Below are 13,042 nucleotides of genomic sequence, written 5' to 3' on the forward strand. Positions count from 1 at the left end.
TTACTCTTATAAGCGTATATAAACACGTTTTGCTTTGTTCATAAAGTATTAAGGTAAGTTAAACACCTCTAAAAGATGACTTAATAGTGCTGATTAAGCTAAACTACAGCGCTATTTATTCACCACTGCGGTACTTAAAAGACAATGCATAACAAAGCCAAATCAGTCACTATTTTTGATGTTGCAGAGCGTGCTGGTGTATCAAAATCAACCGTATCCTTGGTACTTACCCAAAGCGATAAAGTGGGCAATAAAAGTAAACAAAAAATACTAAAAGCGATTGATGAGCTTGGTTATGTTTATAACCGCGATGCCGCTGCTATGCGCTCAAAGCGCTCAAATTTAGTGGCCATAGTAATAAACGATTTAACTAACCCAACTATGGCGCAACTTGCTACCAGCCTACAACTTCTGTTAAACGAAAGTGGCCTACAAGCCATGATTGTAAGCAGTAATAATAGTCTTGAACTACAAGCAAACGCAGTTAAAAACTTAAAAGAATACAACGCTGCTGCATTTATTATTTGCCCCGTTGCTAATACTTGCCCCAAATGGCTTGATACGCTCAGCGCGCAACACAAAGTAATTACCGTAATGAGCGAAGTGCCTTTTAGCGCAGCTCCTTGTGTATTACCCGACTATAAAAAAGCCAGCCACGTAGCCAGTATGCATTTGCTCTCACAAGGCGTGACAGACATTGCATTTATAGGCAGTGAACTTACTTTAAGTGATTCACAAGCACTACAAAGTGGCTTTAATACCGCTTGCGCGCAGCACAGCATTACACCATTAGCACCCATTCACTGCGCAGTAAACACAGCCCTTAGCGCTAAAAATGCATTTATAGAAGCATATAAACACAACCCAACATTAAACGCAGTGGTGTGTGCAAACGATATTATTGCTCAAGGTGTTATTGCCGCTATTAACTCATTAACACATCAATGTATTAAAGTGGTGAGCTGCCACCATATTCCTAATAGCGCGGTTATAAATGATCACTTAACCACTGTGGCTATAAGTACAACTGATATAGCCAAGCGGTGTCTTTTAATACTGCAAGAGCTACTACAAAATACAGCCCCGCCAGTAAAAACACTGGTAAATGTAAACTTACAAATTAGAGATTCTAGCCAATGAAAAAAGTGCTGGTAATTGGCTACGTATGGCCAGAGCCAAATTCGTCTGCTGCGGGAACGCACATGATGTCGTTATTAAATGCCTTTAGAGCGCAAAACTGGGACGTTGAATTTGCAACGCCCGCACAGCGCACCGATCATATGGTAAACCTTGACGACTTCGGCATAACCAGTCAAAGCATTGCACTAAACTGCGACAGCTTTGACGAATACGTTAAAGCCTATAATCCAGATATAGTCATGTTTGACCGTTTTATGATGGAAGAACAATTTGGCTGGCGCGTCGATAAACATTGCCCACACGCAATTAAAATTTTAGATACCGAAGATTTACAATGTCTGCGTAACGCTCGCCACGAAGCGTTTAAAGGTGAGCGTGAGTTTACAACCAGCGATTTACACTCAGACATAGCAAAACGCGAAATTGCCGCTATTTTACGCTGCGACCTAAGCTTAATTATTTCAAGTTATGAAATGAGCCTGCTAAACAGCGTATTTAAAATAGAGCCAAGCTTATTACACCATTTACCGTTTATGGTCGATTTAAGCTCACTGCCTACAAGTACAAAAACGTTTGAGCAGCGCCAGCACTTTATGACCATAGGTAACTTTAGACACGCGCCAAACTGGGATGCTGTACTTTATTTGCAAAAAATATGGCCACTTATTCGCAAGCAACTACCAAAAGCAGAACTACATATTTATGGCTCTTACCCACCACCAAAAGCCACGGCACTAAATAACCCTAAAACAGGGTTTTTAATAAAAGGCTGGGCCGATAATGCGTTTGATGTAATGCAAAGCGCACGCGTATGTTTAGCACCACTGCGCTTTGGTGCAGGGATTAAAGGTAAATTGCTTGAAGCTATGATTATGCAAACACCCAGCGTTACCACCAATATTGGCGCAGAGGGCATGCATAACGATTTACCATGGCCGGGTAAAATAGCCAACACCGCCGATGACTTTGCCAATGCTGCCATTGAAATGTACACCAATCAAAGTGACTTTGAACAAGCGCAGCAAGATGGCAACACGCTCCTTAATACGCTCTACAACAAAGTACAATTGAGCGCTGCGTTAATTCAAAAAGTAGATTCAATAAGTAGTGATTTAAACGCTCATCGCGAAAAAAACTTCACAGGCCAAATGCTCAAACATCATACAATGCGCAGCACTCAATACATGTCCCAATGGATAGCCGAAAAAAATAAAAAATTAGATTAAAAATGACTAGACACACACCAATTAGTGTTTAAAATCGCGCCCATCAAACGTGGGCATTTTTAGCTGTATTGTCTATATTTTTAGCTTAGTTATCGCAATATTTGGTCCAAAAAGATTTGAAAACTGCAACCTTTACAGAAAAACGCAAATTTATCGTTAAATTGGGTAAGATGCTTCACAAGTATGGTACGCCTGCTTACCGCCTAGAAGCCCACCTAATGGAAGTGGCTACATATTTAGGACTTAAATCGTCGTTTGTTATGTCGCCAACTTCGGTAACGTTTGTTATTTGGACCGATGGCCACGAAGACGAGTACACCCACGTTGCACGTGTAGACCCTGGCGATCACGATTTAGGCTCACTTGCCGACACCGACGACCTTGTAAACCAAATGCTTGACGACAAGCTAAGTTTACAAGAAGTTGATGCGCAACTAGACGCTATTTTTGTAATGCCAAACCCATACAACAAACTTGTTACGGGCGTTGCGTTTGCAACTTCTGGTGGTGCGTTTGCAATGTTAATGGGTACTAGCTGGACTGATGTTATTTGGTCATCGCTACTTACTTTAGTTGTTTATGTGTTTGTGCTTTGGTCTGGGCGCTCAAAACGCGTAGCTCATATGCTTGAGCCATTAGTGGCCATAATATCAGCCATACTTGCCTGTGCAGTAAGCGTATATATAACACCTGAAATAAACATACGCTTGGTGGTACTTTCGGCCATTATTGTATTTATACCCGGTTTAGCACTTGCGCTTGGCTTAGCAGAGCTTGCAGCGCGGCATTTAGTGTCGGGTACAGCACGAGTCATGGACTCGTTTATGCTGTTATTTAAACTCTATTTTGGCGGTTTTATTGGCATAGGTATTGGCTTTGCACTCTTTGGGCAAGCTGACTTTGTACAACCTGAGCCATTACCAAAGTGGACCGCATGGCTGGCTATATTTTTACTTTGTAGCAGCTTAATCGTTATTTTTAGAACCAAACTTAAGCACGCGGTTTGGTCTATTGCATCAGGGTTTATAGCGTATGGCACCAGTATTGGCTCGGCTATGTACCTTGATTACACGTTAGGTACGTTTGTAGGTGCTTTATCGGTGGGTATATTTAGTAACTTGTTTAACCGCGTTGCTAATGCGCCGGCCTCTATTGTTGCCATGCAAGGCCTGATTGTATTAGTACCAGGAAGCAAAACGTATATTGGCTTAAACTCACTAATTGAAGGCCAAGACTTTGTATATGCAGAGCACATAGGCCAACAAACGTTTTTAATATTTATGTCGCTTGTTGCAGGACTAATATTTGCAAACGTAGCTCTTCCGCCTAAAAAGAGTTTGTAAGTGATACTGAGCACTCGCTTTACTTTGATTGAGTAAAGCGAGTGAAGCGTTGAACTAAAAACTAAAAACAACTACCAAGTAGCAATTGAGGCCAATGCTAAGTGTTTTAGCTCATTACATTGCACTTGAGTCAAACTCAAAAACCTCATAGTGATTCCAACGTAAAAACAGTTCACCGCTTTCAAAATACAGATTTATGTCATCACTTGATGAATAGCAAAAATCATCCCAGTGATCACAAAAAACTAGCCAAGGTAGGGTTAATGCTGTTTCTTGATCCCAGCAAATTGTTACTTTTTTTGAGTCATTTACTAAGCCCTTTAACCATTGGCGTGTTAATTCACTCCCTTGTGTGGAGTCGAATCTTTTTGCACCAACAGGAAAGTTAATGGGTGTGGCGGCAATTAATGCTCTTGCTTGATCTTCACTCAATGGGTTGAGTTTATCTAGGGTATCTTTAGAAAAATTACCGTGGGACGCACTAATCCAGCGCCATGCTAAAGAAAAGTCTTCAATTTTAATCAACACTCTATACCTACTTTTACAAACACGTAATTGACTCTACAATACTATTACAACGTTCTAAATACCCTATTAATTCTGGGCCTTCGGGGTAGTCAGAGCAATTGCCTATTATAAGGCCTGCAACTTTACCTGCGGGCTCTATTTCTACGTCCATGTATGATGCAAATACAGAGTTGTTTTTGGTTTTTGACCACGTAAAGTGATAGTGAGTATTGTGTGTACTAAGAAATTTACGATCTGGTTTATTAAACTTACTGGTTGTTGCTGTCAGCAAAGTATTTTTGTTCTTAACAGTAATTTCAGCGCCGCTTATAGCCCAAGATAATGGCCACCCTCTTGTAACCTCCGTAGAAATTTCACATTCGCCAAGCACACTAACCTTATCTAAATCAGAAATTATATTTGCGTATTCATTGGTGCGTAAACTGTTTTGCTGGGCTTGGATAAGCCATAAAACAACTAGCGACAGTAAAACTGATTTCCATTTCATTATTGCTCCGCTCCTCTATGAAGCAGAGGCATTTTATGCGTATTTTTATTAATTTAATGATAAACCATATATGATTTTCTATTTTTGTTCAATTACTTACAAGCAACCATCACTTATTAATGGTCGAGAATGACAGTGAGGATTATTACTTTGGCACTTCCCTATTGAGCAAAATACTCAATAGGGAAGTAACTAACTAGCGTGACCAGTTAGTTTTAGCAAGCTCTATAATTTCGTTTCCTTTGCCGTTTATCAGCGCTTTCATCATGTAAACGCTAAAGCCTTTTGCTTGCTCTAATTTGATTTGCGGTGGCATTGAAAGCTCTTGTTTTGCGGTATCGACTTCTAAAACAACAGGTCCTGAGTGGTTCATCATTTCGTTCATTGCCGATGGTAATTTTTCAGGGTCGTCCACATGAATCCCTTTTAAGCCACAGGCCTCTGCAATTTTAGCAAAACTTGGGTTTTCTAAATCGGTATCGCTTGATAAAAACCCACTGGCTTTCATTTCCATAGCCACAAAACTAAGTGAGCGATTATTATAAACAACAATCTTTATTGGTAAATTAAGCTGCTTAAGTGAGATTAAATCGCCCATTAACATCGAAAAGCCACCATCGCCACACATTGCAATAACTTGGCGATCTCTATCAACAGATTGAACCCCCATTGCCTGCGACATCGCATTTGCCATAGAGCCATGATTAAACGAGCCAATTAATCTACGCTTTCCATTCATTGATAAATAACGCGCAGCCCACACTGTTGGCGTACCTACATCGCAAGTAAAAACAGCATCGTCAGCTGCTTGCTCGTTGAGTAAACGTGTTAGGTATTGCGGGTGAATTAAATTTTGCGAGGTTTTTCCACTGGCTAATTCATCGAGATCTTGTCGAGACTCTTTGTAGTTTTTAACACTTTTTTGTAGGTGCGAACTTGTCCGTTCACCTTTAATATAATCAAGTAGTGTGGTCACTGAATTTTTTGTATCGCCTAACACGCCACAATCAATTTGCACGTGTCGCCCGAGTGACGCAGCCTGATTATCAATTTGCAATATGGTGGTATTTTCAGGATAAAAAGCACGATAAGGAAAACTAGTACCAATCATTAATAACGTATCGGCTTCTTGCATTGCATGATAGCCCGACGCAAAGCCAATAAATCCAGTCATACCAACATCGTAAGGGTTATCGTACTCAATAAATTCTTTACCGCGCATAGCATGTACTATCGGTGCTTGTAATTTTTCGGCTAGCGCAACTATTTCGTCGTGGGCATCCTTACAACCAGCACCACACAATAAGGTTACTTTTTTACTTTTATTAAGATGAGTCGCCATTGCTTCAATATCAGATAAAGCGGGGGTATAAGTTGCTAGTTTTGGCACGTTCCATTTTGGCTTGATAGCTTTAGGCATATCTTTTAATGCAATGTCGCCAGGTAGCACAAGTACACTCACGCCTTTGTTTAATATTGCTTGTCGCATTGCAGTTTCTAGCAGGTACGGCATTTGCTCGGGGCTCGAAACCATTTCACAATACACACTGCATTCTTTAAATAATTCTTGCGGATGGGTTTCTTGAAAATAGCTGCTGCCAATTTCAGATGAAGGAATATGTGCGGCAATAGCTAATACCGGTACATTATTGCGCTGACAATCAAATAAGCCGTTAATTAAATGAAGATTACCTGGCCCGCAAGAACCCGCACACACCGCAAGCTCGCCTGATAAATGCGCTTCGCCACCGGCTGCAAATGCGGCAACTTCTTCATGTCGCGTTCCTAGCCATTCAATTGTTCCCATTTTTCGCAGGCTTTCACTAATGCCGTTAAGTGAATCGCCAGTTACTCCCCAAATGCGCTTTACGCCCGCTTGTTCGAGGGTTTTAGTGATAAAACTTGCGATATTTTGACTCATAATATAGAACTCCTAAATATTCAGTTATTCTGCAAATTGATTTTTTGCCTCTGCTCTATCAAGTAAGTCATCGTTTCGAAATGCGCTCAATTGTTGAGAATCGATAGGCTTAAATATTTTGATAACGATAGATATATTACTACTGAGACTTTACTAACAAACGCCTGGGTTTGCTGCGCCCCCATACTGATACATAAAACATGAATGTCCGCTTTAAAGTGTTTATGAATATGCGGGTGCGAGATTTTTAGTGGCTTAACTATGAATATGTTATTATGCGCTCAATTATTTTACTGAATGCTTTTCTCTTACTTCTATGTCAAATTCTGCTTCGTGCTTTACATTATTTTCTCAAAATATTGATTCTCTCGCGCTTCCGGAAAAGTTTACTTTCCCTTTTTATTACGAGCCGCAACCATTAGCTGTAGCAGCCACAAAACAATTACAGCAACAACTTGAAACGTTAACGCATTTAAAAGCAGAAAATGCCGGTAAAATGTTTGGGGTTTTAGTGGTGCAAAATACTAAGCAACAATTAGGCTTTTTAAGTGCTTATTCGGGGCAAATTGAAGGTGATAAAGCCAATATTAGCTTTGTACCGCCAGTTTCTAGCATGCAGCTGCAAGACGATAGCTATTTGACTCAAAGTAAAATAATTAACGATATTAATGCTCAAATTGAGCAATTAGAAAATAGCGAACAACTGCATGAAGTTAATAGCAAACTTGATGATGCAACACAAAGCTACCAGCAAGCACTATTAGCCCAACAGGCAGTAATGCAAGCCGGTCGCCAGCAACGTAAAATACAACGTACCGAAGGCGAATTAGAGCTTAGCGAAAGTGATTTTGAGCAGTTAAAAAATAAGCTTGCAGGGCAAAGCATCGTAGAAAAAAAGCAACTGTTGGCACTTAAATCCTATTGGCAAAATATAATCGAGTCACTGCAGCAAACACACATCAATATTTCTGATGAAATTACTCATTTAAAAAAACGCCGTAAAACGCTTTCTAAAAGCTTACAAAAAAAGCTATTTGCACAGTACCAATTTCTAAATGCAAATGGTGAAACTACAGATTTAAATGCTATTTTTGCAGCATTACCTGAGCACACTCCTCCTTCGGGGGCTGGCGATTGTGCAGCGCCTAAATTATTACAATACGCCTATAAGCATGGTTTAAAACCACTTGCTATGGCAGAATTTTGGTGGGGAGCAGCGCCTAAATCAGCAATTAGGCAGCATAAAAACTACTACCCTTCTTGTTACAGTAAATGCCAACCAATACTTGGGCACATGCTAAAGGGTTTAGATGTTGAAGATAATCCGCTACTTACCAACCCAGCTCAGGGTAAAGATTTAAGTATTGTTTATAAAGATGACGACTTACTTGTGGTAAATAAGCCCGCTGAGTTTTTATCGGTACCTGGCGTTAATATTGATGACTCAGTTTATATGCGAATCAAAACGCAGTTTCCAGAGGCATCAGGCCCACTAATTGTACACAGATTAGATATGTCGACTTCTGGATTATTGATGATCGCACTTAATAAACGCGTGCACAAAGCACTGCAAAAGCAGTTTATTGAACGCACCATAGATAAACGTTATGTCGCATTAGTTAATGGTAACGTAGCTGAGGATAGCGGAGTAATTGATTTACCCTTAGTGCTCGACTTTGATGATAAACCGCGCCAAATGGTGTGTTACAAACATGGTAAGCCGTCGCTTACTACCTGGCAGGTTTTAGAGCGTAACAACAATATTACCCGACTACAGTTATACCCTAAAACAGGGCGAACTCATCAATTAAGAGTGCATTGCGCGCACAGTTTAGGTTTAAACATGCCAATTATAGGCGACACACATTACGGGCAAAAAGCCGATAGATTACATTTACATGCAGAATACTTAGCATTTACTCACCCAATTACACTTAAACGATTAGAATTTGAAGTAGCCGCAGATTTTTAACAAAAGCACATAAACCGCTACCACTAAAACGTACAAATATTGGCTTTTATTAATTAAATTGATATTGTTTATGGTCTTATTTTTCAATGATGAGTATAAGAAACTGTTCAAACCCAAGTTTATTAAGCAATGCGAAAAAGTATTTCAATAATAAAAATAAGTCAGCAAAGGATTAACATGGCTAACAATACACAAATAAAGATTTTAGGTAATACTTTATGGGCAAAGTATATTGTTCTCATTTTATTTTTACTTTTAAGTAAGCTTGCCTCAGCTAACGGCAATTCATTAAGTGCAACTTTACATGCGCTAGACTTTGACACGACTCAAACTCTCATCAATAACATAAAACAGAATGAACTAGACTATCTTCAAAATGAAGACAAACTCACTCAAGCGTTTGAAATAAGCAAAGAGCAAAATTGGGAAAACCTTCATCTAGAAGCGGCCGCTTTGTATGCGGAGTTACTTTTTAGACAAGAAAAATACGAAGCGTTAAACACACACTTATCCTATTACTTAAAGAACAAAGAGTTACCAAATCAAAAAAGTGTATATTTATTATTTCTCGAATCACAACTCAAGTCTCTAGCGAGAGAGCCAAACCCAGCTCCAGCACAAACGCTAGCCACAAAATTAGAAGAGAGCTTGCAACAGCATTCAACTAAAGAAAAAATCATTATTTTACGAGCACTTGCTTACTATTACACCGATACAGATGCATTGAAAAAGACCCTAAATGTTGCACTAGAGGGGTTAGAATTAGCATTAAAAGATGATGATTCAGCATCTCAAGGATACTTTTTTAGAAAAATAGCCGATGCATATAATTATCTAAACGAAAAAGACAAAGCCGTATATTATGCAAAAAAAGCGGTTGCGGCATATGAGCAAACACAAGATGGGCTTTTTACCTCAAAAGCATATTGGAGCTTAGGCAATGTATTGCTGGAGATTAAGAAACCTAAAGATGCCTTAATATACCTAGACAAAGCATTGCTCTATTTCAAAAAAGTTAATATGCAAAAAGGCTTAACCTTTGCTCAGTACTCAATTGCCAGTATTGAGTACTTACAAGCAAATTACGATAAAGCTTTAACTCTAACTAAAGAAAACATTGAGCTTGCTCGTTCTGCAGGTGTTCACGACATGCAACTCGCATCGCTCATTTTGTTAGCTGACATATATATAAAACTAGATTTACTTGATCAAGCAAATGAAGCAAACGATGAGGTGTTTTTTAAATTAGATAAATTCAGCCGCAGTATTTATAAAGCCGATTTTTTAAGTAAACGCTATGAGCTAAAACGACGCCTTAACTACACTGACGAGGCTTTTGAAGCAATTGAACAAAAGCTCCTTTATACAAAAAAACACTACGAAGCTACCAGTGAAAATAATATAAAAACACTACAGATACAGTTTGAAGTAAAAGAAAAAGAAGAAAAAATACAGCAACTAGAGTACGCAAAAGATATTAGTGAGCTACAAGCTAAAGAAGAATATCATCAAAAAATAATTTGGCGACTTAGCGCTGCTATTGCGTTTATTTTAGTTATTGCTTCATTATTATTATTTTATCGGCAGGCTCGACAACGTCAAAAATATCACAATATTTCATTAACAGATTACCTAACAAATTGCCCTAATCGCAGAGGAATAATGCGAGCAGCAGAAGCAAAACTTGGTGAAGGTAAAATGACTATAGCAATTGTTGACTTAGACTACTTTAAAAAAGTTAACGACCATTTTGGTCACGATGTTGGCGATTTAGTTCTTATTGCCTTTGCAAAAGCTGCAAGAGAAACACTATGTAATGATCATCAGTTTGGCCGTTACGGCGGCGAAGAATGGTTATTTGCACTAAATACGGCTGATGAACGAATAATTCGCGATATATTTAACCGACTCGCCATTAGCTTCGCCGAGCATTGCAGTAATATAGAAGACTTTCCTACAGATACAAAAATCACTTTTAGTGCAGGAGCCTCTGTAAGTAGCCCTTTAAAAAGCACACTGGATATTCTTATTAAGCATGCAGATAAATTACTTTATAAAGCAAAAGAAAACGGAAGAAACCAAGTCGTAGTTGATTAAATAAACACAGCTAAAAGTATTGGCTCATTTACTTGACTAAAGTCCGTCTAAAACCATTTGTTTAATTTTATGTGCTTTTACAAAATGATCTAATTTATGGGTGTGTATCCACCAAGTAGCAGCTTCCATAAGTAGCTCTGGGTCGTCGTTTTTATTAGCAAAAAAGGCATAAAAAGAAAGCCCTACATTTTCGCCTTTAACTGCTATTTTTTTATCGCATACGGTAATTATTTTTGCTCTTAGTTCTTCCCTCATACATACCTTATTTAGTTATATTTTTACTGTATATGTACTATTGAAATACGCCATTTAAAAAGCTAACGATTAGCTGTAAAAGACTTCTATCAACCAAACCGTGATTCTCAAGCTCTTTATTAGGCGTATTTACTTTTGCAGCTTTGCATTCATTATCTAATGTTTCATTTTTACGTGTATCGGTTTCGTATGCAATATCTGCTTGTTCCATACATTTTGCCGAACCTGCGTAAGGCTGTGCCGCACAAGCGCTTAGTAATAAAAAAAGTGGAATTACTATCAATAATTGCTTCATAACTAATCCTATTTTTACGCAACTTATTTACTTTAAATTACAGCTGCAAGTTAGCCTATTTACTTTTCTACCACCATTACAAAAAATTCAAAAAAGAACGTACCGATAGCATCAAAAAAAGTGTCATTTTTTTCATCCTTTTTAATTTGTGCGCTAATGCATTGATTATAAACTTCTGAGCTTGTTTGAGCGCCATTTCGAGCAACCGTTTCAGCCTCTTCAATGCATAAGTTAGGGTCAGAACGTGGGGCTGTACTACAGGCACTTAGTAAAGCGCACAGCAATAATGCGGCGATGGGGCTTTTTATGTTCATCCTTAAACTATCCTATTAAGTTAACGTGCTACCTGCATTTATACCGATTGGTATTATATGTGGGAGTAATACATATAGGTTGTACCTAAATAATGTTGCTACTTTATCACTGCAATAAAATAAACAACCAGTAAATATTTGTAAGGTTCTGTAGGGATTTATACTCACTTTATAATTGAACTACGTAAAAGCCTGAAATTATTGCATTCATATCACTGTAAAATTTACAGTGATAGCAGCATAAAAATAAAAAATCAAAATAAAAGCAATAAAATACATCAACTTAATATTTGGCATTTAGTTTGCTAGTTAATGGTATAAGCAAATAAATTGTAAAAGGATTAGTTATGAATATTTTTGAAGCACTACGTCATGACCATGACAAACAAAGAAAATTAGTAGATGCACTTATTCAAACGCACGGCGACACAGAGCAGCGCCACACGCTAATGGACGAGCTAAAAACAGAATTAGAACAGCACGCAAAGTTTGAAGAACGTTACTTTTACAACCCACTTATGTTTGATGACTTAACTCATGAAAAAGCGCGCCACAGCGTAGCTGAACATCACGAAATTGATGAATTAATTGAACAACTTGAAGATACCGAAATGAGCTCGTCTGCATGGTTAGTTGCAGCTAAAAAGCTGCACCATTTAGTACATCATCATTTAAGTGAAGAAGAACACGAAGTATTTCAATTAGCGGGTAAAGCACTAACCGAAGGGCAAAAACAAAGCTTAGCAAAGCAATACAACGACGCTATGCATTAACGTATAAACCGACTTCCGCACTCCCTGTGTACTTATTGGTTATAAGCCTTATGGCTTATAACCAATTTTTTTGCATGTACTTTATTACTTTACAGTAAATTTCACGTCTTGGTCGCGTAACAAGTAAAGTGCGAAACACGCAGCCCACATTGGCCATGCAGTGAAGAATAATAAGTTATTAAAGCCATCTATATACTGGTTGTACGAAGAAAGCGTTGATAAGCCATGCATTACAAAAATGATACCGTAAGTTATACGCTTTTTAATACCCGCTAAAAATGCCAATACTAATACAAGTTGTAGAGCACCGATAACATAAGCAACTATGTCAGATGAGCCACTAATACCGTAAAAATGTTCGAAAATACGTGCGCTATGACCAGGGTTTACGAATTTATCGAACGTCCACATAACCATTACAATAAATACGCCTAAACGCAAAGATAAAAGTGACCATTGCAAACGGTTTTGCACATCAGAACTCATTGAACCTGTCATAAAATTTCCTTAAATGAATATTAATAAACGTTGAAGTAACCTAGACCGTATAAGTTATTTTTTATTTCAAAAAAATTTAATTATTTTAACTAAAAAAGTAATTAAGCTTTGTAGTAATAAAAGTGAAGCTTATTTTAGGAATTAAAAAATGCTGCGTAAAAGTTAACAACTTTAAAATGTTAGCAGGTGAAAA

At 38.2% G+C, this 13,042-nt stretch carries 13 protein-coding genes; 6 read left to right on the forward strand and 7 right to left on the reverse strand.

All coding sequences use genetic code 11. The annotated features are described in order from the left end of the window. Positions 1-144: 144 nt before the first annotated feature. The 3 genes from L659_RS0121670 (at position 145) to L659_RS0121680 (ending at position 3,709) form a co-directional block, all read left to right on the forward strand. The gene (locus tag L659_RS0121670) at positions 145-1,140 is read left to right on the forward strand and encodes a LacI family DNA-binding transcriptional regulator (protein WP_024591897.1); all 996 of its coding nucleotides are present in this window, start codon (positions 145-147) and stop codon (positions 1,138-1,140) included. After that, complete coding sequence (locus tag L659_RS0121675; protein ID WP_024591898.1) at positions 1,137-2,366, forward strand: glycosyltransferase; 1,230 nt, start codon at positions 1,137-1,139, stop codon at positions 2,364-2,366. Before L659_RS0121670 ends, L659_RS0121675 begins: the two co-directional genes overlap by 4 nt. 116 nt (positions 2,367-2,482) lie before the next feature. Next, on the forward strand, positions 2,483-3,709 hold the full coding sequence (locus tag L659_RS0121680; protein WP_010553647.1) for a threonine/serine ThrE exporter family protein: 1,227 nt from the start codon (positions 2,483-2,485) through the stop codon (positions 3,707-3,709). Between the two features lie 114 nt (positions 3,710-3,823). On the opposite strand, the gene L659_RS0121685 is transcribed toward L659_RS0121680, so the two are convergent. The 3 genes from L659_RS0121685 to poxB all read right to left on the reverse strand — a co-directional run bounded on the left by L659_RS0121685 (position 3,824) and on the right by poxB (position 6,645). Then, on the reverse strand, positions 3,824-4,237 hold the full coding sequence (locus tag L659_RS0121685) for a hypothetical protein (protein WP_231388464.1): 414 nt from the start codon (positions 4,235-4,237) through the stop codon (positions 3,824-3,826). Positions 4,238-4,250: 13 nt separating this feature from the next. Next, complete coding sequence (locus L659_RS0121690) at positions 4,251-4,724, reverse strand: hypothetical protein (protein ID WP_024591900.1); 474 nt, start codon at positions 4,722-4,724, stop codon at positions 4,251-4,253. Between the two features lie 196 nt (positions 4,725-4,920). Then, a complete protein-coding gene (poxB, locus tag L659_RS0121695) occupies positions 4,921-6,645 on the reverse strand; it encodes a ubiquinone-dependent pyruvate dehydrogenase (RefSeq protein WP_024591901.1) in 1,725 nt (574 codons plus the stop codon). A gap of 316 nt (positions 6,646-6,961) precedes the next feature. Between poxB and L659_RS0121700 the strand changes: the two genes are divergently transcribed. Continuing rightward, positions 6,962-8,617, forward strand: coding sequence for an RluA family pseudouridine synthase (locus tag L659_RS0121700; RefSeq protein WP_024591902.1), 1,656 nt, complete (start codon positions 6,962-6,964; stop codon positions 8,615-8,617). A 177-nt stretch (positions 8,618-8,794) separates the two neighbouring features. After that, positions 8,795-10,714 (forward strand): tetratricopeptide repeat-containing diguanylate cyclase, encoded by a 1,920-nt coding sequence (locus tag L659_RS0121705; RefSeq protein WP_024591903.1) that lies wholly within the window; start codon positions 8,795-8,797, stop codon positions 10,712-10,714. Between the two features lie 36 nt (positions 10,715-10,750). On the opposite strand, the gene L659_RS0121710 is transcribed toward L659_RS0121705, so the two are convergent. From L659_RS0121710 to L659_RS0121720, 3 genes are read right to left on the reverse strand one after another with little or no spacing between them, the layout of a single operon-like run. Continuing rightward, positions 10,751-10,969 carry a DUF6500 family protein gene (locus L659_RS0121710; protein ID WP_024591904.1) on the reverse strand — a complete coding sequence of 73 codons (219 nt, stop codon included), beginning with the start codon at positions 10,967-10,969 and terminating at the stop codon, positions 10,751-10,753. A gap of 37 nt (positions 10,970-11,006) precedes the next feature. Then, the gene (locus L659_RS0121715; RefSeq protein ID WP_024591905.1) at positions 11,007-11,264 is read right to left on the reverse strand and encodes a hypothetical protein; all 258 of its coding nucleotides are present in this window, start codon (positions 11,262-11,264) and stop codon (positions 11,007-11,009) included. A gap of 59 nt (positions 11,265-11,323) precedes the next feature. Next, complete coding sequence (locus tag L659_RS0121720) at positions 11,324-11,578, reverse strand: hypothetical protein (protein WP_024591906.1); 255 nt, start codon at positions 11,576-11,578, stop codon at positions 11,324-11,326. A 347-nt stretch (positions 11,579-11,925) separates the two neighbouring features. Between L659_RS0121720 and L659_RS0121725 the strand changes: the two genes are divergently transcribed. After that, complete coding sequence (locus L659_RS0121725; protein ID WP_024591907.1) at positions 11,926-12,351, forward strand: hemerythrin domain-containing protein; 426 nt, start codon at positions 11,926-11,928, stop codon at positions 12,349-12,351. A gap of 84 nt (positions 12,352-12,435) precedes the next feature. Here the strand turns inward: L659_RS0121725 and L659_RS0121730 are convergent, their stop codons facing one another. Continuing rightward, on the reverse strand, positions 12,436-12,849 hold the full coding sequence (locus tag L659_RS0121730; RefSeq protein ID WP_007581772.1) for a hypothetical protein: 414 nt from the start codon (positions 12,847-12,849) through the stop codon (positions 12,436-12,438). Positions 12,850-13,042 lie beyond the last annotated feature (193 nt).

This window comes from Pseudoalteromonas sp. S8-8, assembly GCF_000497875.1.
In the GTDB taxonomy this organism is placed as follows: domain Bacteria; phylum Pseudomonadota; class Gammaproteobacteria; order Enterobacterales; family Alteromonadaceae; genus Pseudoalteromonas; species Pseudoalteromonas arctica.

What these genes read in the sequence shown, in the direction of transcription:
- L659_RS0121720 (WP_024591906.1), bottom strand. Translation starts at nt 11,578, where the DNA reads ATGAACATAAAAAGCCCCATCGCCGCATTATTGCTGTGCGCTTTACTA.
- L659_RS0121725 (WP_024591907.1), top strand. Translation starts at nt 11,926, where the DNA reads ATGAATATTTTTGAAGCACTACGTCATGACCATGACAAACAAAGAAAA.
- L659_RS0121675 (WP_024591898.1), top strand. Translation starts at nt 1,137, where the DNA reads ATGAAAAAAGTGCTGGTAATTGGCTACGTATGGCCAGAGCCAAATTCG.
- L659_RS0121705 (WP_024591903.1), top strand. Translation starts at nt 8,795, where the DNA reads ATGGCTAACAATACACAAATAAAGATTTTAGGTAATACTTTATGGGCA.
- L659_RS0121715 (WP_024591905.1), bottom strand. Translation starts at nt 11,264, where the DNA reads ATGAAGCAATTATTGATAGTAATTCCACTTTTTTTATTACTAAGCGCT.
- L659_RS0121730 (WP_007581772.1), bottom strand. Translation starts at nt 12,849, where the DNA reads ATGACAGGTTCAATGAGTTCTGATGTGCAAAACCGTTTGCAATGGTCA.
- L659_RS0121690 (WP_024591900.1), bottom strand. Translation starts at nt 4,724, where the DNA reads ATGAAATGGAAATCAGTTTTACTGTCGCTAGTTGTTTTATGGCTTATC.
- L659_RS0121700 (WP_024591902.1), top strand. Translation starts at nt 6,962, where the DNA reads ATGTCAAATTCTGCTTCGTGCTTTACATTATTTTCTCAAAATATTGAT.
- L659_RS0121710 (WP_024591904.1), bottom strand. Translation starts at nt 10,969, where the DNA reads ATGAGGGAAGAACTAAGAGCAAAAATAATTACCGTATGCGATAAAAAA.
- poxB (WP_024591901.1), bottom strand. Translation starts at nt 6,645, where the DNA reads ATGAGTCAAAATATCGCAAGTTTTATCACTAAAACCCTCGAACAAGCG.
- L659_RS0121670 (WP_024591897.1), top strand. Translation starts at nt 145, where the DNA reads ATGCATAACAAAGCCAAATCAGTCACTATTTTTGATGTTGCAGAGCGT.